The following is a 25,508-nucleotide window of genomic DNA, read 5'->3' as shown; positions in this document are numbered from 1 at the left end:
GCAGAGCGCCCAGACGCCTCTCCACCACCGGGGCCAACTCCACCGTCATACGAGGACGCTGGACCCGGGAACGACGCGAACGAGATATCGACACATTCCCACCCAAGCGAACTTCCATCCCCGAGAAGGCAGTCATGCCATCCATTCACCCGAACGTGTCACGTGCGGAGGATGGGGCTAGCCCTCCATGCCTCGGCCACCGCTGATCGTCCCCCGTGCGTGAGCACTGAAGCGTCAGCGGTGGCCGTAGGTAGGCCACGCGACTTCGGCGACGAGACACGGTCGGCAGCTCAACTCAATCTGAAACAATCAGTTGATCTTCTGCCGGGTGTTGGACTGGCTGACACTACTGGGGCGCTCGTCAGCTGCGAGAAGCACCGAGATCCTCGTCCTGCGTCACGAGGTCGCCTTGCTCCGCCGCCGGATCGAGCGACCACGGATGTCGTGGGCCGACCGCGCGGTACTCTCCGCACTCGCCCGAAAGCTACCGACCACGCTGCGCCGCCACCGGCTGGTCACCCCGGGCACGTTGTCGGCCTGGCATCGGCGCCTGGTGCGCTGGAAGTGGCGACAGCCGCCGGCCAGGCCCGGTCGGCCACCGCTGCCCGAGGAGATCGTCGCACTCATCCGGCGCCCGGCAAAGGACAACCCGACCCGGGGCTACGTCAGGATCCGAGGCGGGCTTCGACGGCTCGGTCATCGGGTCGCCGCTGCCACCGTCCGCCGAGTCCTTCGCCGCCTCGCACTGGCGCCCGCACCCCGGCGCGCCTCCCGGCAGAGCCGGCGGACCTTCCTGCATGCCCACGCTCACACGCTTGTGGCCTGCGATTTCACGCACGTGGACACCGTGCTCCTCAAGCGCCTGTACGTCTACTTCGTCATGGAGATCAAGACCAGGCGTGTCCATGTCCTCGGCGCGCCACAAGGCACCCTACGGGGGAGTGGGTGGCCCGGCTCGCCCGGAACCTGTTGATGGTGGACCTGGGTGACAGAGCCGACGACTTCCGGTTCCCCATCCGCGACCGCGACACCGAGTCCACCGCCGCCTTCGACGCCGTCCTCGCCGGCAACGGCACGACCGCCATCCCGACTCCGCCGCGGAGCCCGCGCTCGAACGCCTTCGCGGAGCGATGGATACGCACCGTGCGCGCCGAATGCACCGACCGACTGCTCATCACCGACGAACGGCACCTGCCCGCCGTCCTCGCCGAGTACACCGAGCACGACAACACCGGCCGCGCCCACCGCAGTCTGGAGCTGCGGGCCCCGGACGACGAGCCCGACATCATCCCGTTGCCCGCCGCAGCCATTCGGCGCCGTCGAGTACTCGGCGGACTCCTCGACGAGTACCACGGCGCCCCGATCCAGTCACCTCGCAGCCCGCAGGAAGCCCCCAGTTCAGCGGCCTGACCGGAGTTTTGACACCCTTCAGGGCGGACTCGGCCAGCTGCTTTTCGCTCAGCCCCCGCAGGGCGGCTTCCAGATTGCCGCCCACACCCGCGTCGGGGAGCGGCAGTTGACCCGGATCTTCAAGACCGAGCTCGGCGTCACCCCGAGCGCCTACGTCGAGTCGGCCCGCGTCGAACGGGCCCGCAACCGGCTGGAGACCACCGACGAGACGCTCGAACGCATCGCGTCCACCTGCGGGTTCGGGACCACCGACACGCTCGTGCGGGCGTTCCGCCGCCAGCTCGGCACGACGCCGACGGAGTACCGGCGTCGGTTCCGGACCGTCCGGGGGTGAACGGACGACGGACGCCCGCGGTCCGGGGACCGCGGGCGTCCTGGGTACCTCAGCGGTGCCGCGTCAGCGCCGGGCGCCCCGACGGCGGGCGATCACCAGCGCGCCCCCGCCGACGGCGAGCAGCGCGGCCCCACCAGCGCCGTAGACGATCATCTGGCTGCTGTTGCCACCCGTGCTGGCCAGGGTGCTGGCCGGCGTGGTCGAGACCGGATTGGCGGTCGGCTTGCCGACCGGGCCGGTCGTGTCCGTCGGGGCGGACGGCGCCGGCACGGCCGGGGCGGTCGACGGGGTGCCGCTGGACGGCGTCCCGGTGGTGGCCGGCGCCGACGGCTTGGCGGTGGTGGAGGGCGAGGCGGTGGCCGTCGCGGTGGCGGTGGCCGAAGGCGTCGTCGTGGCGGTGGGCGTCCCGGTCGGGTGCGGGGTCGCGGTGGCCGTGGGCGACGCCGAGGAGGTCGGAACCGGGACGGTCGGCGTGCCCGTCGGGGTCGGCCCGCAGGCCTTGCCGCCGTTCCAGGCCGAGATCAGGTTGTCCGGGAAGACGCCGTCCGGGTACCTCGGCGCGGGGTTGGCGACGCCGTCGAACTTCTTGTCGCCGTTGTACAGGTCGATCTGGCCGTAGCACTTCGGCAGGTGGGCGGAGACGTCCAGGGTCGCCTGACGGTTCCCGCTGCGCAGCGTCGTGGTCGCCCAGCCGAGGAAGGTCTGCTTGCCCGAGGTGGCCCAGGTCGGCCCCTCGGTGTCGTAGGAGGCCAGCGAGACCCGGTAGTCGCAGCCGTCCACGACGTCGCCGACCAGGCGGACCTGGATGACGCCGTGCGGCTGGGACATCCGGCCGTCGGAGATCCAGCCCTTGCCACCGTCGACGGAGAACTGGACGCCGACGGCGCCGCACCCGTGCTCGGCCTGGGCCTGGGCGGTGCCGGCGGTGAGCAGCGGAGCGCCGACGGCTATGCCGAGGGCGGCGAGGGCCGGAAGGCTCCGGCGCAGGAGTTGGTGCACGAGGAAGCTCCCTAGGGTTGTACACGGTTCGGGTGGGACTCACCGCTCCCCCGGTGGAGATCCGGACGGACCGTCACCGGAACTGAGCGGACGTGAAACCGTGACCGTACCCGATGGCCCGGCAGCCCCGGCCCCCAGGGCGTGAACGTGGCAGCAAGTCAGTCGTGCTCTCGTTCAGCCGGACCAGTTCAAGGAGCTGAATTTGCGTCATACACCCCGCAGTTTCCCCAGCTGGGTAGCTCACGCGGGTCGGTCGATGCGTTGGGCGGCTTCGAACTGTTCGAAGGTTTGTTTTAGGGCGAGTTCACCCTTCACGCCGAACAGGTGGCGGAGTCTGGCGATGTCGTTGCGTACGGCGCGTTCGGAGACGCCCAGGTGTTGCGCTACCTCGGCTTGCGTCAGTCCCTTGAGGCGCAGCATGAGGGCCTGGCGGTGGATGGGTTCGATGGCGCCGGCGGGCATGGCGGCAGCGGGTCGGGTGTCCCAGGGCCGGGCTTCGTGTCACTCGGTGGTGTAGATCTGGCGGACGAAGGCGATGAGTGCGGGGTGGAGCAGGGTGGGCGGTGGTGCACGGTGCACCGGGACGACAACGACGGGGACGGCTGGCGGGTCTACGACGACTCGGTGCCGGTCGTCGCCACCACGCTGGAACTCCTCGCCGAGCATGGCTCGGTCGGACCGGTCTGGTGGCGCTTCGGCCGCCCCGGACGCCGAACATGCTGCGCTTCCTCGCGCGCGGGTGCGAAGCGCAGCGGCAGCGAGCCTTCACCGCCCCGCCGGCCGCCGACCGACGGGGTACGACGCCGCCACGCAGCTGTGGGTGTGCGGGGGTGTTCCGTGTGTGGGGCGCGTGTGCGGGCTCCGGGGCGGCGTGCCGGCCGGTCGTGTGCCGCGATTTCGGTGGCCGGTGGGGGCCGGGCCGGTGTCCCGGGGCTGGGGGCCGGGCGGGTCTCAGGCGGTGAAGGCGGCGAGGAGTTTGTCGGTGAGACGGTCGAGGTAGTCGGGGGCGGTGGGGGTGCGGACGACCGCGAGGCGCCAGTAGAGGGGGCCGGCGAGGAGGTCGAGGGCGAGCTCCCGGTCGGTGTCGGCGGGGAGTTCGCCGCGCTCGACGGCCCGGTCCAGTAGGCGGGTGGCCTTGGCGCGGCGGGTGTCGCGCACGGCGGTGGAGAGGGCTTGCGCGAGTTCGGGGTTGCGGGTGCTCTCGGCGAGCAGGTCGGGGATGATCCTGGACGGCAGCGGGTGGCGCAGGGCGGCGGCGGTCTGGGTGAGGAAGGCGAGCACGTCGCCGCGCAGGGTGCCGCTGTCGACGGCCTCGGGCGTGTCGACGGCGAAGCGGGTGACCAGGGCGATGGTCATCTCCAGTTTGGACGGCCAGCGGCGGTAGATGGCGGCTTTGCCCGCTCCGGCGCGCTTGGCGACGGCTTCCAGTGAGAGCCGCGCGTAGCCGGTCGACGCCAGTTCCTCGAAGAAGGCCACTGAGAGGGCCTCGGTCAGGGAGTCCTGGAGCACGGGTCCTCCGGGCAGTCGTCGCTCGGGGGAGGGGGGCCGGGGGTCGGGCGCGGTGGGCATGCCCGGAATCTACACGAGACGGAACGGTTGCGTATCGACCGGACGAGGGCTAGCGTTTCATCCGCAGTCGAGACGGAACCGTTCCGTCTCGATAAGAGTCGGGGAGCTGCATCATGCGATTCCTGTTCGACGACGAGTCGTTCTCCTTCGAAGCACTGCGCGCGGCCGGATTCGCCAACGACGGCGGCGCCGACCTGGGCGATGTCCTGACCACCGCCCGCAACATCCCGGAAGGCGACGAGCAGGCCTGGCTGCGGGAGTGGAAGAAGACCGCGCAGCGCACCCACGCCATCGCCGACCACGCCCTGGCGGCCGGACACCGGGTCAGCGCCCGCCAGGCCCTGCTGCGCGCGTCGAACTACTACCGCACCGCCGAGTTCTACCGACGCGACGACCCCGCCGACGACCCCGAGGTCAAGCTCCTGTCCGCCCTCTCCCGCGAGACCTTCGCGACCGCCGCAACCCTGATGGACACCCCCGTCGAGGCCGTCCGGATCCCCTACCAGGACACCACCCTGCCCGGCTACCTCTTCCTCGCCGACGACTCCGCCACCCCCCGCCCCACGATCATCTTCACCAGCGGTTTCGATTCCACCCTGGAAGAGGCCTATTTCGTCGTCGCCGCGGCCGCGCTGCGCCGCGGCTACAACGTGCTGGCCTACGACGGCCCCGGCCAAGGCGCCGCGCTGCGCGAGCAGCACCTGGTCTTCCGCCCGGACTGGGAGGCTGTGGTCACCCCGGTGGTCGACTACGCGCTGACGCGGCCCGAGATCGCCCCCGACCGGCTCGCCCTGCTGGGCTACAGCCTCGGCGGATACCTGGCCGCCCGCGCCGCCGCCCACGAGCACCGCCTGGCCGCCCTGCTCCTGGACGACGGCCTCTACGACTACCACGACGCCCACCTGCACCTCATGCCGCCGTTCCTGCGGGAGTGGGTCGCCACCGGACGGGACGACCTCGCCGACCCCGTCCTGCACCTGCTCATGCAGGGCAGCACGAAGCTGCGCTGGGCCCTGAACAACGGCGTGTGGACGTTCGGCGCCACCTCGGTCCCCGACTACATCCGCCGCACCGCCGCCTACACCCTGGACGGCGTCGCCCAGCTCATCGACTGCCCCACCCTCGTCCTGGACGCCGAGAACGACCAGTTCTTCCGCGGCCAGCCCCAGCGCGTCCGGGCCGCCCTGACCTGCCCGCACACCCTGATCACCCTCCCCGAGGCCGAAGGCGCGGGCGAGCACTGCCACATGGGGGCCATGTTCCGCTTCCAGCAGGTCACCTTCGACTGGCTCGACACCACCCTCGCCACGGCCTGAGCCCCCACCCCCGCGCTCGCCCCGGCGCAGCGGCCTGTCGGCTGAACGCCCAACGCCTCGCACAGGGGGCGGGAGCGGCACCCGGTGGACCGTCACGCACCACGACAACGACGACAACGACGGGGACGCCGGCGCGAGTACGACGACGCCGTGCCGGTCGTCGCGACCACGCTGGAACTCCCGGCCGAGCACGGGCCGCTCGGGCCGGTGCGGTGGCGTTACGGCCGCGTTCGCGGGGCTGCCCCAAGGCCCCGGCCGGCGCTCGCGTCCCCGCCGCACCCGGCGCCGGCCGGGAAGGCCCCGCAGCATCGGCCTGCGCCGGTCACGGGCTCCGGCGCGGGACGGCATCCCCCCGCACGAACCGGCTGTCTCCCGCTTGTTGATTGTTTGTCTACCGACGCTGCATAGCGTCCTTCCCCGTACCGGCCCGACCTCGGGCCGCTACCGAAGGGAGAACTCTCGTGCTGCGTAAGACCCGCGCCCTGCTGACCGGTTCAGTCGCCGTCCTGGCCCTCAGCCTCACCTCGACCACCTTCACCGCCAACGCCTCCGGGGACCAGAGCGGCATCGACGCCTGCGCCCGCGAGGCCCAGTGGGCGGGCTTCGCGAAGGACAAGTCCGGCGAGGGCCGCAATGACGACGCGATCTACGCCGTGGCGATCGCCATGGCCGAGTCCGGCTGCGACCGCCTGGCCGTCCACACCAACCTCCCCACCGACCCCGACCCGGGCACCAAGGACCTCGGTGCCTGGCAGATCAACGAGCGGTGGTACCCCGAGGTCCACGGCCACGATGCCGGGGTCGTCACCCCCGAGAACTGGCAGGACATGGGCTGGTCGGCCCGCAAGGCCCACGCGATCGACAACGACGGCACCGGCCGCGGCTGGGCCTCCTGGGCGGCCTGGCACCTGGGCACCTACCAGCAGTACCTCGGCCGGGCACGCGAGGCGGTCTACCGCGTCTGGCAGTGACGCCCCGCCGCGGGTGACCACCCCGAGCACCTGCCCGGCCGCCCCTGGTGCCCGCACCCGGCACCAGGGGCGGCGTGCGTCAACGGACCCGGCACCCGGACCCCGCGTCCGCACCCGGACCCCGCGTCCGCACCCGGACCCCGCGTCCGCACCCGGACCCGCCACCGGACGCACCGCAAGGGCGGCACCTGCCACCCCGCCACGCCGGGCGCGGCCGCCAGGACCCACCGCGAGGACGAGGAACACTTCCCGGCCGCCCGCACCGACCACGCGAAACGCCCGCCCTGCCGGAGGGTGCCGGTGCGTATGGTGCGGCGCCGCTCGGCCGCCGCACCGGCACTCCTCGTGCACCGCACCGCCGTGCACGACATCGACCGGCACGACCGGGCCTTCCGCGCGGCCCGCCACGCCGGGCGCGAGGCCTTCACCCGCCCCTGCGGCCCGCCGCCCACGAGACCCAGGCGCCGCCGCACGCGAACGAGCCCGGTCGGGTACCAGGCCCTCAGGCCCCCGCGCCGCTGCCGTGACAGCCGGTCATACGGACCAGAAGGGGTCGTCGTACGCGGGGACGTCGTCGGGGTTGCCGTTGGGCATGGTCGGAACGGGGGTGGGCGTCCCGAAGGCGCCGTGGATCACCGGGACGGGGGCGACCTGCGCCGTGATGTCGATGATCCCGGAGTCGTGGACGGTGATCCCGACACCTGCGCCGTCCGGGGCGCCGGCGACGCTGCTGGGAGGCTTGGAGTCGGTCCTGGTGACGGTGTACCCCTTGGCCTTCCAGCCGCGTTCGACCATGTCCAGCAGGGTGCTGTACTTGGCCGGCGCGATCTTGGTCATGATGTGGCGCCGCCGGTTGGCGTTCGCGTAGTCGAGGGAGTGCTCGTCGAGACCCTTGGCGTACTGCTCGACCGCGTCGGGGTTGTCGTCCCAGTACCGCAGTGCCGGCCGGACGTCGGTCAGCGACTCGTCGAGCAGGGCGTCCATCCGCTGGAGGGCCTGGTCGGGTGGTACGAGCCGCTCGGGCGCCCCGGCGTTGGACGAGCACGCGGTCAGGGCGAGCGTCAGGGCGGCGACCGCGACGCCCAGCCGGCGGGTGTTCCGCAGCGAACCGTTCATCGGCCGACGAGCCCGGTGGGCGCGTCGTCGAACGGGCCGTATACACCCGGGCCGTCGGCGCCCGCATATGCGTTGATGACTTCCCCCGTGGTCGATCAAGAGACCGGTGCCAGGGCCAGGACACGCGCAACAACAGGTCACACGCTTCGCACAAGGGCACCGAGGCCGAAAAGCTAGCAGATCTTGGAACCGCAACCGGTCACCGGTGCCGAGCGCACCGACCGACGCCGCCCCCTCACAGCGCGCCGCCCGGCCCGTCGAAGACCGAGCGGAGCCGGCCCGCCGGCGCGGGCTTGGGCGACCGTGCGCCGACGGCCCCGTTGATCCGGCGGCGTCGCCCGTCCGTCCGCGGGGCGAGCCGGTCGACGCCGGACCGGGCCTGTTCGACGCTCAGCCCGTCCGGGGTCGTGCGCCACCCTGGATTCCCTCCCGCCGGGGGCGGGATGCGGGTCTGCGATGCTGGTGGCCGTGAGTGGGCATCAGACGGTGGGTGTGGTGGGTCCGTACCGCGTCGAAGGCCAGCACCGCGACGTACGCGCCGCGGCGATCGCCTTCACGACCGGCCTGCTGGACGCCGAACCCGTCCGGGAACTGCTCGCCGAGGCCGCCTGGCAGGCTCCGCCACCCGTGCGCCGCGCCGTACTGCGGGCCGACCCGGGGCACCTTCCCACGACCCGCCGGGCCCGCTACGCCCACCTGGTGGCCTCCGTCGCCGCCGCGCCGGACCCGGAAGTCGCCACGCCCGCCCTCGCCGCGTTGCCGCGCTGGGCCGCCTGGGCCCCGGAGACCGCAGACGTGGCCCGACGGGCCGTCACCGACCCGGCGAACCGGGGCGGCTGGCGGGAGGCCGCGGGCGCCGTCCGCGCGCTCGCCGCCCCCGGGCTGCCGAACCCGCTCGGCGGCGCCGCCCCCGGCAGCCTGTTGCACCGCACCGCACCGCACCTCACCGAACTCGCCGCCGCCGCACGGACGGACGACCCCGACGCCGGGGACGACCGGGACCTGCCGGCTCGTCAGAGGCTGGCTACAAGTCCGCAGGTGTGGCGCGGGCCATCGGCGAGGACTTCGCGAAGCCTTGTCAGGCAGCCGTTACTGCCAGTCAGGCGGCTGTCAGTCAGCTGACGGCCGGCTTCGGGCCCTGGAGGAACGGGGCCCGCTGACACCGGAGCAGGTGCGCCTTACGGCGGTTTCGGCGGGCCGGTCGGTGCGGACGGTGCAGCGATGGCTTCAGACGGCCCGCGAGGAAGGCCGGAGCACCCCCAGGCCCGGGCGGCGGTTCACGGTGACCGAGGAGATCCACGCGCGGCTGGCCCCGTGGGGAGGGAACGCGGCGGCGGTCCACCGGGAACTGGTCGCGCAGGCTCGCACGGACGCGCCCGCCAGCGGAGACGAGGGAGCGGATGCGCCGTGCCGTCCGGACACCGGTGGGGGAGTGGATGTGCCGTCGTCGGCGACGTTTCAGCGGGCGGTGCGCCGGGATCTGAACGCTGGTCAGCGGGCCGCGCTGAAAGGCGGTGAGCGTTCCAGCTGGGCGCATGATGTGCATCTGGCGCGTCCGCCGCAGTGGCGCAACGCCTGCTGGGAGGGCGACCACAAGCACCTGCCCGTCGAGGTCGAGCTGGACGGGGAACTGGTGCGGCCGTGGGTGACGTGGTTCATCGACTGTGCGAGGAACGCCATCACCGGTGTGGCCGTCACCCCACACCAGCCCCCCAGGACGCGGTGCTGGCCGCGCTGCGGATCGCCTTGTCACGGGATGAGCCGGGCGGCCCGTACGGCCCGATCGGCGGGTTGCCGGAACTGGTGCGGGTCGACCGCGGCAAGGAGTTCCTGTGCGCCACGGTCACCCGGGCGCTCGGCACGCTCGCGGTCCCGGTGCAGGACCTCCCGCCGCGCCGGCCGGAGTTGAAGGGCACGGTGGAGAACCTCAGCCACTGCGTCGTCGACATGTTCCTGGTCGCCCTGCCCGGCTACCTCCACGCCCCCGCCGGCGCCACCCGCCCGCGCCCCGCAGGAGCGATCCGGCCGAGGTGCTGTCGTTCACCGATGGCGTGGCCGCTACTACGTCGGCCCCTGGATGCACGGCATGGACGGAGACCCGGGAGATGTGCGGCACCCCTACTACCTGATCAACGGCCGGATCGCCAGATCCCCCGTCACTTTCAGAGGCAAGCCGGGCAGCCGGGTGAGGCTACGGCTCATCAACGCCGGTGCCGACACCGCGTTCCTGGTCGCTCTGGGCGACCACCGCATGCAGGTGGTCCAGACGGACGGAACTCCCGTTGAGCCCGTGGAAGCGGACTGCGTGCTCATCGGGATGGGCGAGCGCTACGACGTCATCGTCACGCTCAAGGACGGGGTTTTCCCCCTCGTCGCCCTCGCCGAGGGCAAGAGCGACAGCGCATTCGCCGTGGTGCGGACCTCGTCCGGCTCGATGCCACCGCCCACCACACGCCCCGCGCAGCTCACCGGCACGGTGGTGGGAGGACGAAACGTGGCGTCCCTGACCGCCGCCCAGGGCCACCAACTCGAAGCTCGTACGGTCGACCAGGACATCCCCATCGCCATGACCGGCTCGATGGTCGGCTACCAGTGGGGCTTGGACAACCTGGCGTACAACCCCAAGGTACCCCTGGCGGTCATGACATCCGGCCGACGTGTGCGGCTGAGCTACACCAACACCACGATGATGTGGCACCCGATGCACTTCCACGGCCACAGCTTCGCCGTCGGAGGACCGAATGGCCCCCGGAAGGACACCGTCATGGTGCTTCCCGGACAGACGGTCACCTGCGAGTTCGACACGGACAATCCTGGCCAGTGGGTCACCCACTGCCACAACGCGTATCACGAAGAGGCCGGGATGATCGGGGTCCTGGCCTATCGGGCCTGACCCGCGACCAGGAGTATGGCCGACTGGGTCACCAAGCTGAGCCCGGGCGCTGGAGGCCGGCCACCCGCAGGTGAGGGCCTTCCTGTGCCTTCTCGGAGCCCCGGCAGCCTACCGCCGGCACCGGACACCAGCCCGGCCGGGACGGCCCGCTACGCCCACTCCACACCGTGCTCGGTGAGCTCCGCGAGTTGGCCAGGGGCCAGCTTCGCTCGGCGGGCCTTCTGGTTGTTCAGCCAGGTGCCCAGGGCGAAGTGCGACACCACTACCCGCTCCTCACCCCCGGGGCCAGCCTCCAGGGTCTCCAGCGGCTCCTTGTGTGGCCGAGGCACCCGGACGTGTCCCCTCCCTCTCGACGAGTGCCGCGAGCGCCGCCAGGCCCTGCTGGAAGCGGTTGGCGCGGGACATCTTCGGCTTTGCCGGGGTCGCCGCCCGCGCGGCGGCGAGCTCCTGGTCCTCGGCGATGCCGACCCCCGACCCTAGCCAAGGAGCACCGGCAGTCGCAGTAGTCCGTGGTGCCTCGGGTTCTCCTGCCACACCGGCCGCTCGGCCAGCCGCAGTGCGGGCCAGCGCCGGAACAGTCGGCCGAACGCCACCTCGGCCTGCAGCCGGGCCAGCGGTGCGCCCAGGCAGTGGTGGATGCCGTGGCCGAACGCCAGGTGCCCGGTACCGTCCCGGGTGATGTCGAACCGATCCGGGTCCGGGAAGGCGGCCGGGTCGCGGTTGGCGGCCAGCAGACCGAGCTGCACGAACTCCCCCGCCGGGATCCTGGTGCCGGCGATGACCACTGGCTCGGTGGTGTAGCGCAGCGAGGCGATCGCGAACGGGCTCTCGTAGCGCAGCACTTCGTCGATCGCACCGGCCAGCAGGTTCGGGGCGGCGCGCAGTGCGGCGAGCTCCTCCGGGTGGTCGAGCAGGGTAAGCATGCCGTTGGCGATCAGGTTGACGGTGGTCTGGTGGCCGGCCAGCACCAGCAGGAAGCACATCGAGGTGATCTCCGGCCCGGTCAGCCGGTCGTCACCGTCGCGGGCCGCCAACAGGCCGCTGAGCAGGTCGTCGGCCGGGTGCTCGCGCTTGTGGTCCAGCAGCTCCTGGATGTGCCGCAGCATCGACTCGGCGGTCGGCACCGAGACTTCGCCGTCGCCCTCGGCCTCGGCGTTGCCGCGCACCTGCAGGGCGGTGCGGCCGTCCGCCGGTGCGCCGAGCAGGTCGGATATCACCCCGAGGGGCAGCGGCAGTGCGAAGTCCGCGATCAGGTCGGCCTCGGCGCGACCCGCCAGGGCGTCCAGCAGGCGGTCGACCCGGGCCTCGACCAGGGGGCGCAGCGCGGCCACCCGGCGGGCGGTGAAGGCCTGTTGGACCAGCCGGCGCAGCCGGGTGTGGTGGGGAGGGTCGGTGTTGAGCATGTGGCGCATCAGGCCGGCGCCGGGGCCCTCGGTGTTGCCGAGCAGCGCGCCGTACCGCTCGGCGGCGCCCTCCTTGCTCAGCCGGGGATCGGCCAGCGCGGCGCGGCAGGCGGCGTGGCCGGTGACCAGCCAGCCCTCGATCGGCACCGGCTCGCCGAACCGGACCCGCCGCACGACGCCCTGCTCGCGCCAGCGCCGGTACTCCTGGTGCTGGTGGGCGAAGAACTCCGCGCCGACCGGCACCGGTTCGGCGGCGAGTGGCTCAGCAGCGGCCGCACCGCTCGGCTCAGCGGCGGCTGCGGACGCAGTCGCCGGGGTGGTCGGCTCGGTGGCAGCCACGGGCGCGGCCGCTGCGGCGGTCGGCTCAAAGGCGGCCACGGTGGCCCCCGACCAGTCGGACCTCCTCCACGCCGAGCAGTCCGACCAGCGGCACCTTGGCCCGCTGCTGCTCCGGGTCGACGGTCAGGCCCTGGCGCCGGATCAGGTCGAGCAGCAGCTCGGCCAGCGGCATCACCATGTGGCGGCCCCAGCAGCGTTCGGAGCTGTGGCCGAACGGCAGGTAGCCGGGAGCGGTGTCCGGGTCGAGCGAGTCCCAGCGCTCGGGGCGGAACTTCTCCGGGGCGTCCCACAGCGCCGGGTCGCGGTGCGAGAGCAGCGGCAGGATCAGCACGTCGTCGGCCGGCCCGATCCGCTGGTCGATGGCGGGATACTCCGGGGAGGCGTAGCGCAGGATGTTCCAGGACGGCGGCAGCAGCCGGGCCGACTCGTGGATGAGGTTGCGGTTGGAGACGTCCTCGTCGAACGGCGCACCGAGCCAGAGCGCGTTGGCCACCAGGGTGGAGACGGTGAAGCAGACGGGGGCGGCGGCGCGCCGGTACATCCCCATCGCGTAGCGGCGGTCCTGGTAGCCGGCGGCGTCGGTGAAGAGGCTGGCCAGCGCCGTCAGCCGGTCGTCCGGCCGGGGGCGCCGGGGCAGCGCGGCGCCGGCCGCGATGACCGACCAGGTGAGTTTCGGCGTCAATTCCAGATAGCGGCTCATCAGCAGCCGGAGCCGGTACGGATCGTTCCCGAGAATGAGGTCGCGCAGGAAGAAATGGCCGGTGATCGGCCACGGACCGCTCAGGTCGACATTCTCCGGAATGGGATTCTTCAGGGCCGCGCGCACGTCGGCGCCGATGGTCCGCATGATCGCGGCGGCCTCGGGGCGGCCTATCGAGCGGCCGTGCAGCGGCTTGAAAGTGGGCCGCTCGGTCTCGGTGGCGCGGCGGGCGGCCAGGATGCGGTCCATGGCCTCGGGGCCGGCCACTCCGACGGTGTCGGGCTCCAGGCGGAACACGTCCCGGCCCAGGTGGTCCCGGAGCAGGGCAGCGAGGCGCGGCGCGAACACCGTGGTGCGGGTGCGCGAGCTGGCGGTGAGCGACATGGCGGGTCTCCGGGGCCGGCAGGGCTGACGGGTCGTCGGTCGGAAGGGAGAATGCCGGGCTCGTCCCCGCCCGGGGGCGGGGACGAATTCCCCGGCTTAGTACCAGAAGTACCAGGCCTTCTTCTTGAGGCTTTCCTGGCCGCTCAGCGTGTTGCGGATCGCGAACAGAATCTTCATGTGTGTCACCTCCATGAAACGGAATGCCCTGAATTTGGAAATTCAGTGCGCTGGGCGCCAGTAAATCCCCCCTTCGATGCTGCTGTCAACGGGTTGTTCAGGAAGAAGTCCCGAGACCCACCCGATGTCCGGTTCGCCCCACCGTCCCGAGAAAGGATGGAAAAATTTTCTGAATTCGTGAACCGAATTCGGCCGCCGAACCGTTCTGGCCCAGCACATTCGCTCGTGTCGGGGGCCGGGCCGAGCGCGGCGTACAGGCGGGCGATGTGCTCGGCCGGGGCGGGGACGGGAGTGTCGGTCCGGCTATCGGTCCGGGTCGTGGTGGTGGACCCGGCTGCGGGCGCATGAGCGTCTCCTCGGCCCGGCGCAGCGCGCGCTCGGACCCGGTGAGGCCGGGCCAGGGGGCCTCGTGTCGGGCTCGAAAAGTCATCGCCGCAGGTGACAGGGGTGGTACGGCCTGGGCCGGCACGATGCTCGCGTGATCGTTTCGATGCTGTACAAGGTGGCGCGCAAGCTGCTGTCCGTCCCCGAGGTGCTGCATCGCCGCGACACGGCCGTCGACTTCTCCCATCTCGATACCGTGCTCGGCAGACGCCTGTACGCACTGGCGCTGCTCGAGCACGGTACCCGTCGCCTGCACATCGTCGGCGTCACCGCCCGCCCCACCCGGGAGTGGGCGGTGCAGCAGGCCCGAAACGCAGCCACCGACCTCGGCAGGCGCACGGACTCCCTGCGCTTCCTGCTGCGTGACCGCGACGGCAAGTACGGGCAGTCGTTCGATGCCGTCTTCGAGGCCGAGGAGATGGAGGATCCTGAAGAGCGCGCCCCGGGCTCCCCGGATGAACGCCCACTGCGAGCGAATGATCGGCAGCATCCGCCGTGAGGCCCTGGACCACGTCCTCATCATGAACGAGGCCCACGCCCGGCAGGTCCTGGCCGCCTACCAACGGCACTACAACGAGCACCGTCCCCACCGGGCCCGCAACCAGATACCACCCGGCGCCGATCAGCAGCCCACCATCGCTCACGACCTCGAAAGCCGCAGACTCCTGCGTACCCGCGTCCTCGGCGGCCTCATCAATGAGTATCGGTACGCGGCTTGACCAGCAGCGACGACTTTCCGAGCCCCACAGGTGCGTCCGCAGGCGTCACAGGTCCACCGCCGCGCACACCGAGCCGGTCCGGGTGCGGGTGTGTGCGGTCCTGCTCCACGACGGCCGTCTCTAGACGGTCACCGACGTGGTGGTCACGCGGCGGCCTCGATGCCGAGGTCGGCGAGCAGGCCGCGGATGCGCTGGGCGATCTCGTCGCGGATCGGGCGGACGGCGTCCACGCCCTGGCCAGCCGGGTCGTCGAGCTTCCAGTCCAGGTACTGCTTGCCGGGGAAGTACGGGCAGGCGTCGCCGCAGCCCATGGTGATCACCACGTCGGAGGCCTGCACCGCCTCGGCGGTGAGCACCTTCGGCACCTCGGCGGAGATGTCGATGCCGACCTCGGCCAGGGCCTCGACCACGGCCGGGTTCACGGTGTCGGCGGGGGCGGAGCCGGCCGAGCGGACCTCGACCCGCTCACCACCGAGGTGGGTGAGGAAGGCGGCGGCCATCTGGGAGCGGCCGGCGTTGTGGACGCAGACGAACAGCACGGACGGGACGGCGGGAGTGCTCACGGATCTCTTCCCTCGGGGCAGGTGCGGGGTGGGGTTCAGCGGCTGGTGGCGGCCAGGTGGTGCTCGCCGTGCGGGACCACGACGTCCTCGGCGACGGGCGCGCTGGGTCGGCCGAACAGCACGGCGACCAGGGCGACGCCGACCACGAGGCCGACGAGCTGGGCGCCGACGAACGGCAGCACCGAGGCGGGCGCGATGCCCGCGAAGGTGTCCGTGAACGCCCGGCCGATCGTCACGGCAGGGTTGGCGAAGCTGGTGCTGGAGGTGAACCAGTACGCGGCGCCGATGTAGGAGGCGACGGCGACCGGGGCGAAGTGTGCACGGCCGGCGCGGGCCAGGCCGAAGATCAGCAGGACCAGGCCGGCGGTGGCGACGACCTCGCCCAGCCACAGGTGCGGAGCCGAGCGGTCATGGACGGACCAGTGCACCAACGGCTCGGCGAACATCGCGTCCGCCAGCACCGCCCCGCCGATCGCCCCGGAGATCTGGGCGGGCACGTAGGCGGCGACCTCGCGCGCCGCCGGTCCCTCGCCGCTGCGGCGGCCGGTCCACCAGGCGGCCAGGGTGACCACCGGGTTGAAGTGCGCGCCGGAGACCGGGCCGAGCAGCGCGATCAGCACGCCCAGGCCGAACACGGTGGCCAGGGAGTTGGCCAGCAGCTGCACACCGACGTCCTGGGAGAGCTTGGCGGCCTGGATGCCGGAGCCGACCACGACCGCGACCAGGGCGCCGGTCCCGACGAACTCGACCGCCGCCCGGCGCTTGAGCGGGGCTGTCTCGGTCATCTCGCGCCCCCTGCGGCCTGGGCAGTGGTGGTGGCCGGGGCCTCAAGGAGGGAGGAGAGCCTGGCCAGGGCGGCCGGCAGCACCCAGTAGTAGACCCAGGTCCCTCGGCGCTCGGAGTCGACGAGGCCGGCCTCGCGCAGCACCTTCAGGTGGTGGGAGATGGTCGGCTGGGAGACGTCGAACGGGCCGGTCAGGTCGCAGACGCACGCCTCGCCGCCCTCGTGGGAGGCGATCAGCGACAGCAGGCGCAGGCGGACCGGGTCCGACAGGGCCTTGAACATCTTCGCCAGGTCGGCGGCGGCCCCTTCCCCGAGTGGCTCGCGGACCATCGGCGAGCAGCACGCGGCCGCGTCGTCCCGGTCGAGCACCGGCAATTCGAGATTCGACATACGTCTATGTTGACAGTCATCTATTCGGAGGGGCAAGCTCGCTGTATCGATAGCTATCGAAACAAGACCTCGGATCGGGGAGACAGCCATGTCCCGTGTTCAGCTCGCCCTGCGCGTCGCCGATCTCGAAGGCTCCGTCGCCTTCTACTCCAAGCTCTTCGGCACCGAGCCCGCCAAGCGCCGCCCCGGCTACGCGAACTTCGCCATCACCGAGCCCCCGCTCAAGCTCGTCCTCATCGAGGGCGGGCCCGGCCAGGACACCCGCCTGGACCACCTCGGCGTCGAGGTCGAGTCCACCGAACAGGTCGCCGCCGCCACCACCCGGCTCAAGGACGCGGGCCTGGCCACCTTCGAGGAGAACGACACCTCCTGCTGCTACGCGCTCCAGGACAAGGTGTGGGTGCACGGCCCCGGCAAGGAGCCCTGGGAGGTCTACGTCGTCAAGGCCGACGCCGACACCCTCGGCAAGAGCGCCGACAGCGCGCCGGAGGCCTGCTGCGGCACCACCGCCTGCTGCATGCCGGACGAGGAAGCCCTCGACCCGGCCCAGAGCCCGGCCGAGGCGAAGGCCGCCGCCGGCTGCGCGTGCGGCAGCTGACACCCTTCCCTGTCGGACCCGGCGCCGGGCCGGACGATAAGTCACTTGCCCGCGCCCGCCGTTGCGGTGCGGCCATGGGCTGATCGTGGCCTTGCCGGGAGCGGCTTCGGCCGCTCGGGAAGGCAGAACAGCGATGGAAAGCGGCGGCCCGAGCGCGGGCCGCCCCTTCGCCGTTCCCGCCCGCCGCCTACAGCTCCGTCCACCCGCACGCCCGCCCCGGGCGCCGAGCGGGTGCCAGACGGGCGCGGACGGTCTGCGCTGCACCAGGTCCTCGATGCGGGCGGCGCCGGCCGGGACGGCGGCCAGTATCTCGGTGGTGGCCGGGTTCTCCTCGGCGGCCAGCCGCAGGTCCGCCACCGCGCCGCGCACCCCGGCGGCCGCCGTGCCGACCAGGACCACCAGCAGCCGCGGGAAGGAGCGCCAGCGCCGCTCCCACGCCCGACCCGCCCCGTCCTCGCCCGCCTGCTCCCACGCCCGGGCGCAGGCCGCCAGCTGCGCCGCGGTCTCCTCGGCGCCGACACCGGGGCGGTGGCGTTCGACGAACGCCCGCAGGCGGTGCCCGTCGTCGCCTTGGCCTGCGGTGTACGCGAGGTGGGCGGCGGGCCGGTAGACCTCGGTGCCGCCGGTGGGCATCTCCGGGGCGGGGACGAGGTCGAGCGGGCCGCATACCTCGCCGCGAGTGCGGGCGTCGGCGACGAAGGCGGCGTGGATCCGGCCGACGTCGAGCAGGTGCTCGTGTCCGTGTCGGACGGCCGGCTTCTCCACGCCGAGCGGCTGGGCGCTCGGGTGCACGGTTTCGGGGAAAGTGGTCGTCAAGGCGGAGCCGGCCGCGGTGCGGAAGGCGCGCCATCCTCCTGGCGCCGTGATCAACCAGCGGAGGACCCCTCAATCAGCGATAGCGCCCGGAAGTTGAGCCGGGGCCCGTTCTCGCGGACAGAGCCATGCAACCCTTGCGGCGGCGCGGCGGTGAGTAGGGCAGAGCGATGGTCCGATCGGGTCGTCGCGCGGACGCGAAGAGGAATCGAATGACCGCGAGCATATTGCCCGTCCCGGTGGAGGACCGGCCTCGGCCCGTCACGGCACCGGCTTCCGCGGGCGGCCCCGGCCTGCGGGAGCTCGACTTCGAGGGGTTCGCCGCCACGCGCTGGCGGCGGCTGGTGCGCACCGCCTACCTGCTCACAGGCGACTACCACGAGGCCGAGGACGTGGTGCAGGCGACGTTCGCGAAGGTCTTCAGGAACTGGTCCCGGATCAGCCGCCTGGAGGAGCCGGACGCCTATGTCCACCGGGCCCTGGTGAACAACAACCTGAGCCGCCACCGGCGGCGCCGGGTCAGACAGCTGCTCGTGCCCGTCCTGCCCGATCGGGTGCACACCGCAGGCGGCGGCCACCGCGATGTCGAGGAGCGCTCGGTGCTGCTCCAGGCGCTGGCGCAGCTGCCGCAGCGCCAGCGGGCCGTGGTCGTCCTGCGCTACTGGGAGGACATGAGCGAACACCAGGTCGCCGAGATCCTCGGCTGCTCACTGGGCAACGTGAAGAGCCAGGCCAGCCGAGGCCTGGCGAAACTGCGCCGACACCCGGCGCTGGCCCCGTACTCGACGGGCACCGGTTCGACGACCGACGGCACGAACGGAGGCAACAGGTGATGGACACCGAGGACATGGTGCGCGACGCCCTGCGGGACGAGGCGGCCCGGGCCACGGTGGCGGACTGGTCCGCCGAGCCCGTACGGATCCACGTGCGTCGGCAGCGACGGGTGCGCCGGGTGGCGATGGGCGCATCAGCCGTGGTGGCCGCACTCGCGGTGGTGGCCGGCACCGGTGCGGTGCTGTCCGCGCAGCGCGGGGCCCAGGACGTCGGACCGGCCGCGCAGGCTCCGCGGGTACCGGTCGGACCGGCTCCCGAGGCCGTGGTGGTGGAGTCCGGCCAGCAGCTGCCGTTGGGCCGCCCGGACTGGTGGGTGCAGCTGAAGGACCAGGAGATCTGCATCCACGACGCTCCCGCCTACGGAAGCGGCCCGGGATGCAGCGGGTACTCCTGGGCGGCGGGCGCGAGCGAGATCACCATGCAGTACTACGGGGCCCCTGGGCAGAACCACGAGGGTCTGTACAACCTCGTCTACCACGGGCCCGGGCAGGTGGCCCGGATGACCATCGAGCTGGACGGCCGGGCGTACTGGGCCACCGTCGCCTCGCTCCCCGGCAGCCCGGGCTACGCCAGCGGCTATGTCTGGGGGTCCAGTCTCAAGCCCTCCACCGATCCGAAGAAGGACCCGCTCAAGGGCATCAAGATCGCCGCGTACGACGCCCAGGGGAGGATGCTGGCGAGCAAGACGCTGCCGTCCTGAATCAGACCGTCATCGCGGTCCCGGTGCCGGCCGCTCGCTGGTCGGGCGTGGCGGCGGTCGGGTTCGGTGAGACGGCTGGGTGGGCAGAGCCTGCGACATGACGACACCCATGACCAGGCGCCGCCGTCGCCGCCGTCCGGCCGTGCCCACCGCCCTGGTCCGCTCCGGATGGCCGTCGGCCCCGGCCCGGTCGGACGGCGGCGGGTGCTGCCGGACCTGGTCGAGCGAGCGTCTGACCCCGGGCGGGGTGGTCGTCCGGACGACCTGACATGAGCCCGCTTGCCCGACCCGGGCCCGGCAGTGACCACCAGCGCGGTGACCGGGTCGGGTCGGGTGCGGATGTGCGCGGTGCTGATTCACGAGGCCGGGTCTGCCTGATCCGGCGTCAGCGCCCGGCCGGTCTCCAGCACTCCTTGGCCGGAGGCCTGGGTCGAGGACGGCGAGGACCCGCCGCAGGCGCTGGGCAGGGAGCTGCTCGAAGAGCTCGGCTTCGACCTGGCGGTGCTGCCCGCGCCGCCGGTGCTGCGCTTCGTCCAGGACCAGGAGACCGAGCGGCTGGGCGAGGCGGAGCCGTTCCGGCGCTGGCGCGCCGGGGACCCGCCGCGCGTACGTTCAGGCGCTGCGATCGTTCCTGGAGCTCCTGCGCGAGCGCCGGCAGGACCAGATCCCCACAAGGTTCGGTGTCCGGGCGGGTGATCCGGTGGACCGTTTCAACCGGTCCCGGCACACCGCCGAGGGCTCGCCGCTGACGGGGGTACCCCCACTGCGGCGCGGAGATCGTGAACTGCAGTGGCACCGGCTTCTCGAACCGCGCGGCGGCCGGCAAGCGGGTTGGCGGACCGAGGACGTGGCCGAGGAGTTCCTCGGCGCGGTCAGCGGCCGTGCCGAAGCGCTCGTCGTTGCACAGGGCGCCGACTGGTACTGCGGAGACTGCGGCAGCACAGGTGAGGCCTGGTTCGAGGATGGCGGCCTGGTCGACGCCGACCACGACTGCGACGAGGAAGACGCCGACCCGGTCGGATGGCGGGGCCGCGCCGAGTGCGGGGAGTGTGGCTGGACACCCGACACCGACTTTGCGGACGGTGGCTGGGCCGAGACCGCCCGGGTCGTGTCCGAAACTCCCACTTGGCCGGGTCGCCATGAGACCCCCATGATGTCGTCGGGGAGGCCTCGCCGGTTCGGCAAGGAATCGGACACGGAGGGGGCGGAGATGTCCATGGGGACGGAGGGCGCGCTGCACGCCGATGGTATGCCCGCGGAGGACTGTTTCGATTACTGGCGGGAGGCGATCACAAGGACGCGGGACTGCGAGATGAGCAGCGCTCACGCCGGCAACTTCACCGCACAGATGCAGCGTTCGGAGCTGGGGCCGGTGGTCCTGCTGGGGACGTCGTTCCCGTCCGCACGGTTCCGGCGGACCGAGCGCATGGTACGGCAGTCGGATCCGGAGTTGGTCCACCTGACATTGATGCTCAGCGGCACCATGGCGATGAGGCACTGCACCGGCCGGACCGAGGTCTACGGGCCCGGCGACATATTCCTGGCGGACAGCTCACATCCGTATGAAGCCCGCGCCACCAGCGCCCGCGCTACCGGCCCGGCGGAACCCCGGGTCGAAGGCGTGGGCATCGACGTCCCGGCGGCGATGCTGTCGATTCCCCGGCGTCAGGTGCGCGGTCTGCTGGGCCAGGGGCTTCTCGGGCGCAATGGCGCCGGTGCACTGCTCCTGGAGTTCCTGCGCGGCCTGCACCGACAGGCCGCTGTGCTGCGGCCCGCCGAGGCATCCCGGATCGGGGTGGTCCTAGTCGACCTGGTGGCGGCGTGGATGGCCCGCGAGCTCGACGCCGAGCACACACTGTCGCCGGATGCCCGGCGGCGGGCCCTGGTGGAGAACGTCCGGTCGTTTATCCGGCACAACCTTCACGACATTGGTCTGACCCCGTCCGAGGTCGCCGCCGCCCACCACATCTCCGTCAGCTACCTGCACCGCCTCTTCACCCAGGAGTCGCAGGGTGAGACCGTCGCCGCCTGGATCCGCGGCCAACGACTGAAGAAGGCTCACCGCGAGCTGGCCGACCCCGCGCTGTGCGCCGTGCCGGTCCACGTCGTCGCCGCCCGCTGTGGCATTCCCCGGGCCCCGGAGTTCTGCCGCGCCTTCAAGTCCGCGTACGGGCTCTCCCCCAGTGAGCACCGGCACCGGGCACTGTCCGCAACCTCGCAGGAGTAGCCGCCGGTCCTGCGGATCGGCGCGGTGGGCGCCCGGGCATCGGCCGGGCCCCCACCGGTTTCCGAGCGGTCAGCCGGTGGTGGTGGCGGTGATGGCCTTGGTATCGGCGGCGCCGCCGGGGACCTTGACCCACGGGGTCCAGCTGTCGCCGAGCCTTCCGTCGCGGCCGTAGACCTTGCCGTCGGTGCCGACCACGAAGACGTGCACGGTGTTGCCGAGGGTCACGCTGTCCACACTGGAGATCGCGAGGGGCTTCGAGGGCGACCCGTAGTTGGGCCAGAGGCCCGCCTTGTATTCGCCGACGGTGTCTCAGGTGACTCTGGTCAGCGGGGTGCCCGGTCGTCGGTCGCCAGCACGTCGCCGGGCACCGTCGAGCCCACCTGGCGCCGCAGCGCGCCGATCGCCGGATCGGATGTGGAGACCGTGAGCCGGTAGGGCGGCTGGCCGGTGATGGTGTTGTGCGAGTCGGTCGGCGCCACCAGGAACTGCTGGAGGGCGAAGCCGTCGACGCCCGGGCACAGGGCCTCGGCGGGGAGGGTGACCTGTACGGAGGCGCCGTTCTCGGGTGCGACGTGGACGGTGGCGCCCGCGTCGGACGGGGCGTCTTCGTCGGGTGTGAGCGGGAGCCCGTGGGCCCCGGCGACCAGGCCGTCCGGGCCTTCGATCTCCACCGCCACGCCCTGCGGGCCGAGCGGTGCGGACAGGTCCAGCGCACGGTCGCCGGCGCCGGGGCCCGGGCCGAGCCCCAGACCGATGGTGCCTTCCGTTCTAGCGGTCGTGGCAACACCCCGGCTCAAGGGGTGCGATGTGCCGCATTCGCCAGTGGCGTCTTGGTGACGGGGCGGGCCCTACCCTCGCACTGGTCGGTCCGGTCAGGGCTCAGTCGGGACGGTCGGCCTTCACTCGGTCAGCGGCGGCGAGGAGCGCGTGCACGGTCGCGGCCATGGTGTGCCGGGCCTCCTCGATGCTCAGCCCGGAGCTGCGCCAGTGGTGCCAGGCGCTCCACGTGGTCACTGCGTCCAGGCCGTTGAGCAGGTCCGTCCGAGTCGGCTCGGGCAGGGGGACGAGTTCCAGGGCGAAGATCTGGGAGAGCCTCAGGCGGGCGAAGTCCAGCATCTGCTGAACGGCCTCCTGGACCCGGGGGGACGGGTTCTCCAGCCGCATGATCGCGAGTCGGGCGGGGGTGACGCCCTCCAGGATGCGGGCGCGCTGCTCCGCGACGGCCGCCACCCGCAGGTCACGCGGCCCCTGGGTGGGGACGGGCAGGATCTGGGCCGCCAACTGCTCCAGGCGCCGGTTGACGGCGACTTCGGCCAGTTCGGCCATGTCCGCGAAGTGGTGGAACACCAGCCGGCGGGAGACTCCCGCCCGCTCGGCCACCTTGTCGGCGGGGAAGTGGGCCTGGCCCTCGTCGAGTAGCGACAGCATCGCGTCGGCGATCTTCTCCCGGGTCTGTCGCCCGCGCTCCGTGCGTCCGTCAGTGGCGGGTGCGGCGGCTTCGGTCCGCTTCACGTGGGCTCCTCCGGTCTCTCGTTGACATTCTTGCACCACGAGTGCAAGTCTACGCGTTGCACGCTGAGTGCAATGAGTTTTTTTGGGGGGCCGTCGCCGTCCCACTGTGTACGAGAGGGCTGTTCGCCGCAGATGTTCACCACTGTGGGGCGCTGGTGCGCCCGCAGACCCAAGCGCGTGGTCGCGGTCTGGTTGTTCGTGCTGACCGCCGCGCTCACGGCCGTCGGCCTGTTCGGCCGCGTCACCAGCGACGCGGTCTCCATCCCCGGCAGCGACAGCCAGGCCGCCCGGGACATCGGCGACAGCGCGTTCCCCGGCTCGGCCTCCGGCAAGCAGCCCGTCCTGCTGCACACCGCCGCCGCCACTGCCCCGCTCACCGCCACCGACACGGCGGCGGCCGTGCGCACCGCGGCCACCGCCATCGCCGCGGTGCCCCACGTGGTCGCCGTCACCACGCCCTACGACCCGGCCGGCGCCGCGGCCATGAGCGCCGACGGCCACACCGCCTACCTCTCCGTCGAGCTCGACGTCACCGGGCGGGAGGTGACGCCCGAGATGACCGACGCCGTCCTGGCCGCGGCGGCACCGGCCACCGCCGCCGGCATCGAGGTCACCCCGGGCGGATACCTCGCCGCAGCCGTCGACAAGGGCAGCACCGGCCGCAGCGAGGCCATCGGTCTCGGCACCGCCCTGGTGATCCTCGCCCTCACCTTCGGCAGCCTCGTCGCCGCCGGGCTCCCACTGCTCGCCGGAGTCATCGGCCTCGGCATCGCCCTGCCCGTCCTCGGCCTGGTCGGCCACCTGATGGACGTGCCCGAGGCCGGCGAGACCATCGCCGCCATGATCGGACTGGGCGTCGGTATCGACTACACCCTCTTCGGGCTCACCCGCTTCCGGGAACTGCGCGCCGCCGGAGTCGGGATCGAGGAGGCGGCCGTGCGCACCACCGCCGGCTCCGGCAAGTCCGTCGCCTTCGCCGGTAGCGCCGTCGTCGCGGCCCTGGCCGGCCTGGCCCTCGGCGGTCTCCCGCTGCTCTACGCCCTGGCCCTCGCGCCCGCGATCTCCGTGGTGGCGGCCCTGGGCATCAACCTCACCCTGCTGCCCGCGCTCCTCGTCCTGCTGGGGAATCGGCTGACCCCCGAGCCCGCCGCTCCCGCCGCCGACGGACGCCCGCGCGGGTGGGGCAGGGTCGCCGCGCTGGTCGCGGCCAAGCCGTGGCCTCTGCTGCTGGCCGGCCTCGCCCTGCTCGGCGCCCTCGCCGCCCCCGCGGCCCGTCTCCACCTCGGCCAACTCGACGCCGGCAGCAAGGCCGCGGGCACCATGAGCCGCACCGCGTACGACCGGATGGCGGCCGCGTTCGGCCCGGGCTCCAACGGCGTGCTCCAGGTCGTCGACGTCCTGCCCACGCCCGCGCAGGCGAGCGCGGGGACCAGCGACCCGCGCCTCGCGGCCGTGACCACCGCGCTGCGCGGAGGCGAGGGCGTCGCCGCCGTCAGCCCGCCCGCGGTCGCGGCCGACGGCCGTACCGTCCGCTGGCAGGTCACCCCCACCACCGCCCCCTCCGACCCCGCCACCACCACACTCGTCCACCGCCTCCGCTCGGACGTCCTGCCCGCCGCCACCACCGGCACCGGCCAGACGGTGCACGTCGGCGGCACCCCGGCCGCCCAGGCCGACCTCAACGCGCGGATCACGCACCGCATGCCGCTCGTCGTCGGCTTCGTCCTGACCGTCGCGGGCCTGCTCCTACTGCTCGCCTTCCGCTCACCGATCGTCGCGCTGAAGGCCGCCGTGATGAACCTGGTTTCGGTCGCCGCCGCGTACGGCGTGCTCACCGCGGTCTTCCAACACGATTGGGGCGCCCGGCTGATCGGTCTGGAAAGTACCGTACCGATCCCGGGCTACGTGCCGCTGCTGATGTTCGCGGTGCTCTTCGGTCTGTCGATGGACTACGAGGTGTTCCTGCTGAGCGCCGTGCGCGAGGGCTACCTGCGCTCCGGCGACAACCGCCGTGCGGTGGTGGCGGGACTCGCCGGCACCGGACGGATCATCAGCTCCGCAGCCCTGATCATGGTCGCGGTCTTCCTCAGCTACCTGCTCTCCGACGACCCCGTCGTCAAGATGTTCGGCATCGGCCTGGCGAGCGCCGTCGCACTCGACGCGACCATCGTCCGCGGCCTGCTCGTCCCCTCCACCATGGTCCTGCTCGGCGACGGCAACTGGTGGCTGCCCCGCTGGCTCGACCGCCTGCTGCCCCACGTCGACATCGAGGGCGACGGCCACACGGATCAGCCGGTCGCAGCGGAGGGCGCTGTCGCCCCCGCACCCGCGGCCCTGTGAACCCTCCCTGAACCCCCACACCCTTCCAGAACC

At 72.4% G+C, this 25,508-nt stretch carries 26 protein-coding genes and 2 pseudogenes; 13 read left to right on the top strand and 15 right to left on the bottom strand.

Annotated elements, in window-relative coordinates; translation table 11 throughout:
• The first annotated feature begins 945 nt into the window (after positions 1–945).
• Both ACFQ87_RS17810 and ACFQ87_RS17805 read left to right on the top strand, forming a co-directional pair.
• Complete coding sequence (locus ACFQ87_RS17810; protein WP_380611693.1) at positions 946–1,410, top strand: integrase core domain-containing protein; 465 nt, start codon at positions 946–948, stop codon at positions 1,408–1,410.
• Positions 1,411–1,483: 73 nt separating this feature from the next.
• Positions 1,484–1,744: pseudogene (locus ACFQ87_RS17805) on the top strand (helix-turn-helix domain-containing protein); the annotation flags it as partial.
• A 63-nt stretch (positions 1,745–1,807) separates the two neighbouring features.
• Here ACFQ87_RS17805 and ACFQ87_RS17800 read toward each other — a convergent pair.
• The 4 genes from ACFQ87_RS17800 to ACFQ87_RS17785 form a co-directional block, all read right to left on the bottom strand.
• Positions 1,808–2,743 (bottom strand): hypothetical protein, encoded by a 936-nt coding sequence (locus ACFQ87_RS17800; RefSeq protein WP_380611692.1) that lies wholly within the window; start codon positions 2,741–2,743, stop codon positions 1,808–1,810.
• A 240-nt stretch (positions 2,744–2,983) separates the two neighbouring features.
• Positions 2,984–3,205 carry a sigma factor-like helix-turn-helix DNA-binding protein gene (locus tag ACFQ87_RS17795; protein ID WP_380611691.1) on the bottom strand — a complete coding sequence of 74 codons (222 nt, stop codon included), beginning with the start codon at positions 3,203–3,205 and terminating at the stop codon, positions 2,984–2,986.
• 39 nt (positions 3,206–3,244) lie between these two features.
• Positions 3,245–3,409: a hypothetical protein gene (locus ACFQ87_RS17790; RefSeq protein ID WP_380611690.1), complete on the bottom strand. Its 165-nt coding sequence runs from the start codon at positions 3,407–3,409 to the stop codon at positions 3,245–3,247.
• Between the two features lie 285 nt (positions 3,410–3,694).
• Positions 3,695–4,312: a TetR-like C-terminal domain-containing protein gene (locus ACFQ87_RS17785; protein ID WP_380611689.1), complete on the bottom strand. Its 618-nt coding sequence runs from the start codon at positions 4,310–4,312 to the stop codon at positions 3,695–3,697.
• A 113-nt stretch (positions 4,313–4,425) separates the two neighbouring features.
• Here ACFQ87_RS17785 and ACFQ87_RS17780 point away from each other — a divergent pair, with 113 nt between their 5' ends.
• Both ACFQ87_RS17780 and ACFQ87_RS17775 read left to right on the top strand, forming a co-directional pair.
• Positions 4,426–5,628, top strand: coding sequence for an alpha/beta fold hydrolase (locus tag ACFQ87_RS17780; RefSeq protein ID WP_380611688.1), 1,203 nt, complete (start codon positions 4,426–4,428; stop codon positions 5,626–5,628).
• 461 nt (positions 5,629–6,089) lie between these two features.
• Entirely contained in the window at positions 6,090–6,599 is a 510-nt protein-coding gene (locus tag ACFQ87_RS17775) for a hypothetical protein (protein WP_380611687.1), read from the top strand.
• Positions 6,600–7,133: 534 nt separating this feature from the next.
• On the opposite strand, the gene ACFQ87_RS17770 is transcribed toward ACFQ87_RS17775, so the two are convergent.
• Positions 7,134–7,715, bottom strand: a complete 582-nt coding sequence (locus tag ACFQ87_RS17770) for a hypothetical protein (protein WP_380611686.1) — start codon at positions 7,713–7,715, stop codon at positions 7,134–7,136.
• 468 nt (positions 7,716–8,183) lie between these two features.
• Here ACFQ87_RS17770 and ACFQ87_RS17765 point away from each other — a divergent pair, with 468 nt between their 5' ends.
• Both ACFQ87_RS17765 and ACFQ87_RS17760 read left to right on the top strand, forming a co-directional pair.
• The gene (locus ACFQ87_RS17765) at positions 8,184–8,837 is read left to right on the top strand and encodes a hypothetical protein (protein WP_380611685.1); all 654 of its coding nucleotides are present in this window, start codon (positions 8,184–8,186) and stop codon (positions 8,835–8,837) included.
• Between the two features lie 964 nt (positions 8,838–9,801).
• On the top strand, positions 9,802–10,608 hold the full coding sequence (locus tag ACFQ87_RS17760; protein ID WP_380611684.1) for a multicopper oxidase family protein: 807 nt from the start codon (positions 9,802–9,804) through the stop codon (positions 10,606–10,608).
• Between the two features lie 149 nt (positions 10,609–10,757).
• On the opposite strand, the gene ACFQ87_RS17755 is transcribed toward ACFQ87_RS17760, so the two are convergent.
• From ACFQ87_RS17755 to ACFQ87_RS17740, 4 genes are all read right to left on the bottom strand, one after another.
• The gene (locus ACFQ87_RS17755; RefSeq protein ID WP_380611683.1) at positions 10,758–10,937 is read right to left on the bottom strand and encodes a hypothetical protein; all 180 of its coding nucleotides are present in this window, start codon (positions 10,935–10,937) and stop codon (positions 10,758–10,760) included.
• Positions 10,938–11,084: 147 nt separating this feature from the next.
• Complete coding sequence (locus tag ACFQ87_RS17750; protein WP_380611682.1) at positions 11,085–12,389, bottom strand: cytochrome P450; 1,305 nt, start codon at positions 12,387–12,389, stop codon at positions 11,085–11,087.
• Complete coding sequence (locus ACFQ87_RS17745; RefSeq protein ID WP_380611681.1) at positions 12,376–13,434, bottom strand: cytochrome P450; 1,059 nt, start codon at positions 13,432–13,434, stop codon at positions 12,376–12,378. The genes ACFQ87_RS17750 and ACFQ87_RS17745 overlap by 14 nt, the downstream gene beginning before the upstream one ends.
• A gap of 96 nt (positions 13,435–13,530) precedes the next feature.
• Positions 13,531–13,611 (bottom strand): tryptorubin family RiPP precursor, encoded by an 81-nt coding sequence (locus ACFQ87_RS17740; RefSeq protein WP_355676402.1) that lies wholly within the window; start codon positions 13,609–13,611, stop codon positions 13,531–13,533.
• 553 nt (positions 13,612–14,164) lie between these two features.
• Here ACFQ87_RS17740 and ACFQ87_RS17735 point away from each other — a divergent pair.
• Positions 14,165–14,714: pseudogene (locus tag ACFQ87_RS17735) on the top strand (integrase core domain-containing protein); the annotation flags it as partial.
• Positions 14,715–14,857: 143 nt separating this feature from the next.
• On the opposite strand, the gene ACFQ87_RS17730 reads toward ACFQ87_RS17735, so the two are convergent.
• The 3 genes from ACFQ87_RS17730 to ACFQ87_RS17720 are packed head-to-tail and all read right to left on the bottom strand — an operon-like array spanning position 14,858 to position 16,451.
• Positions 14,858–15,277 carry an arsenate reductase ArsC gene (locus ACFQ87_RS17730; protein ID WP_380611680.1) on the bottom strand — a complete coding sequence of 140 codons (420 nt, stop codon included), beginning with the start codon at positions 15,275–15,277 and terminating at the stop codon, positions 14,858–14,860.
• A gap of 35 nt (positions 15,278–15,312) precedes the next feature.
• Positions 15,313–16,062 carry an aquaporin gene (locus ACFQ87_RS17725; protein WP_380611679.1) on the bottom strand — a complete coding sequence of 250 codons (750 nt, stop codon included), beginning with the start codon at positions 16,060–16,062 and terminating at the stop codon, positions 15,313–15,315.
• Entirely contained in the window at positions 16,059–16,451 is a 393-nt protein-coding gene (locus ACFQ87_RS17720; protein ID WP_380611678.1) for an ArsR/SmtB family transcription factor, read from the bottom strand. Before ACFQ87_RS17720 ends, ACFQ87_RS17725 begins: the two co-directional genes overlap by 4 nt.
• 88 nt (positions 16,452–16,539) lie before the next feature.
• Between ACFQ87_RS17720 and ACFQ87_RS17715 the strand changes: the two genes are divergently transcribed.
• From ACFQ87_RS17715 to ACFQ87_RS17695, 5 genes are all read left to right on the top strand, one after another.
• Positions 16,540–17,049, top strand: coding sequence for an ArsI/CadI family heavy metal resistance metalloenzyme (locus ACFQ87_RS17715; RefSeq protein ID WP_380611677.1), 510 nt, complete (start codon positions 16,540–16,542; stop codon positions 17,047–17,049).
• Between the two features lie 1,025 nt (positions 17,050–18,074).
• A complete protein-coding gene (locus ACFQ87_RS17710) occupies positions 18,075–18,695 on the top strand; it encodes a SigE family RNA polymerase sigma factor (RefSeq protein ID WP_380611676.1) in 621 nt (206 codons plus the stop codon).
• Positions 18,695–19,396, top strand: a complete 702-nt coding sequence (locus tag ACFQ87_RS17705; RefSeq protein ID WP_380611675.1) for a hypothetical protein — start codon at positions 18,695–18,697, stop codon at positions 19,394–19,396. The genes ACFQ87_RS17710 and ACFQ87_RS17705 overlap by 1 nt, the downstream gene beginning before the upstream one ends.
• Before the next feature lie 97 nt (positions 19,397–19,493).
• Positions 19,494–19,664 carry a hypothetical protein gene (locus ACFQ87_RS17700; RefSeq protein ID WP_380611674.1) on the top strand — a complete coding sequence of 57 codons (171 nt, stop codon included), beginning with the start codon at positions 19,494–19,496 and terminating at the stop codon, positions 19,662–19,664.
• Between the two features lie 1,044 nt (positions 19,665–20,708).
• Entirely contained in the window at positions 20,709–21,623 is a 915-nt protein-coding gene (locus ACFQ87_RS17695; RefSeq protein WP_380611673.1) for an AraC family transcriptional regulator, read from the top strand.
• A gap of 69 nt (positions 21,624–21,692) precedes the next feature.
• On the opposite strand, the gene ACFQ87_RS17690 is transcribed toward ACFQ87_RS17695, so the two are convergent.
• From ACFQ87_RS17690 to ACFQ87_RS17680, 3 genes are all read right to left on the bottom strand, one after another.
• Positions 21,693–21,857 carry a hypothetical protein gene (locus ACFQ87_RS17690; protein ID WP_380611672.1) on the bottom strand — a complete coding sequence of 55 codons (165 nt, stop codon included), beginning with the start codon at positions 21,855–21,857 and terminating at the stop codon, positions 21,693–21,695.
• An 89-nt stretch (positions 21,858–21,946) separates the two neighbouring features.
• Entirely contained in the window at positions 21,947–22,420 is a 474-nt protein-coding gene (locus tag ACFQ87_RS17685) for a hypothetical protein (RefSeq protein ID WP_380611671.1), read from the bottom strand.
• Between the two features lie 82 nt (positions 22,421–22,502).
• On the bottom strand, positions 22,503–23,135 hold the full coding sequence (locus ACFQ87_RS17680; RefSeq protein ID WP_380611670.1) for a TetR/AcrR family transcriptional regulator: 633 nt from the start codon (positions 23,133–23,135) through the stop codon (positions 22,503–22,505).
• Between the two features lie 132 nt (positions 23,136–23,267).
• On the opposite strand from ACFQ87_RS17680, the gene ACFQ87_RS17675 reads away from it, so the two are divergent.
• On the top strand, positions 23,268–25,475 hold the full coding sequence (locus ACFQ87_RS17675; RefSeq protein WP_380611669.1) for an MMPL family transporter: 2,208 nt from the start codon (positions 23,268–23,270) through the stop codon (positions 25,473–25,475).
• Positions 25,476–25,508 lie beyond the last annotated feature (33 nt).

The sequence above is a fragment of the Kitasatospora sp. NPDC056531 genome (genome assembly GCF_042794375.1).
GTDB lineage: Bacteria > Actinomycetota > Actinomycetes > Streptomycetales > Streptomycetaceae > Kitasatospora.
The sequence above is the reverse complement of the archived record's forward strand: the minus strand, read 5'-3'. Positions and strand labels throughout refer to the sequence as shown.

What these genes read in the sequence shown, in the direction of transcription:
- ACFQ87_RS17795 (WP_380611691.1), bottom strand. Translation starts at nt 3,205, where the DNA reads ATGCCCGCCGGCGCCATCGAACCCATCCACCGCCAGGCCCTCATGCTG.
- ACFQ87_RS17790 (WP_380611690.1), bottom strand. Translation starts at nt 3,409, where the DNA reads ATGCTCGGCGAGGAGTTCCAGCGTGGTGGCGACGACCGGCACCGAGTC.
- ACFQ87_RS17785 (WP_380611689.1), bottom strand. Translation starts at nt 4,312, where the DNA reads ATGCCCACCGCGCCCGACCCCCGGCCCCCCTCCCCCGAGCGACGACTG.
- ACFQ87_RS17780 (WP_380611688.1), top strand. Translation starts at nt 4,426, where the DNA reads ATGCGATTCCTGTTCGACGACGAGTCGTTCTCCTTCGAAGCACTGCGC.
- ACFQ87_RS17770 (WP_380611686.1), bottom strand. Translation starts at nt 7,715, where the DNA reads ATGAACGGTTCGCTGCGGAACACCCGCCGGCTGGGCGTCGCGGTCGCC.
- ACFQ87_RS17760 (WP_380611684.1), top strand. Translation starts at nt 9,802, where the DNA reads ATGGACGGAGACCCGGGAGATGTGCGGCACCCCTACTACCTGATCAAC.
- ACFQ87_RS17745 (WP_380611681.1), bottom strand. Translation starts at nt 13,434, where the DNA reads ATGTCGCTCACCGCCAGCTCGCGCACCCGCACCACGGTGTTCGCGCCG.
- ACFQ87_RS17740 (WP_355676402.1), bottom strand. Translation starts at nt 13,611, where the DNA reads ATGAAGATTCTGTTCGCGATCCGCAACACGCTGAGCGGCCAGGAAAGC.
- ACFQ87_RS17725 (WP_380611679.1), bottom strand. Translation starts at nt 16,062, where the DNA reads ATGACCGAGACAGCCCCGCTCAAGCGCCGGGCGGCGGTCGAGTTCGTC.
- ACFQ87_RS17720 (WP_380611678.1), bottom strand. Translation starts at nt 16,451, where the DNA reads ATGTCGAATCTCGAATTGCCGGTGCTCGACCGGGACGACGCGGCCGCG.
- ACFQ87_RS17715 (WP_380611677.1), top strand. Translation starts at nt 16,540, where the DNA reads ATGTCCCGTGTTCAGCTCGCCCTGCGCGTCGCCGATCTCGAAGGCTCC.
- ACFQ87_RS17710 (WP_380611676.1), top strand. Translation starts at nt 18,075, where the DNA reads ATGACCGCGAGCATATTGCCCGTCCCGGTGGAGGACCGGCCTCGGCCC.
- ACFQ87_RS17705 (WP_380611675.1), top strand. Translation starts at nt 18,695, where the DNA reads ATGGACACCGAGGACATGGTGCGCGACGCCCTGCGGGACGAGGCGGCC.
- ACFQ87_RS17700 (WP_380611674.1), top strand. Translation starts at nt 19,494, where the DNA reads ATGACGACACCCATGACCAGGCGCCGCCGTCGCCGCCGTCCGGCCGTG.
- ACFQ87_RS17695 (WP_380611673.1), top strand. Translation starts at nt 20,709, where the DNA reads ATGAGCAGCGCTCACGCCGGCAACTTCACCGCACAGATGCAGCGTTCG.
- ACFQ87_RS17675 (WP_380611669.1), top strand. Translation starts at nt 23,268, where the DNA reads ATGTTCACCACTGTGGGGCGCTGGTGCGCCCGCAGACCCAAGCGCGTG.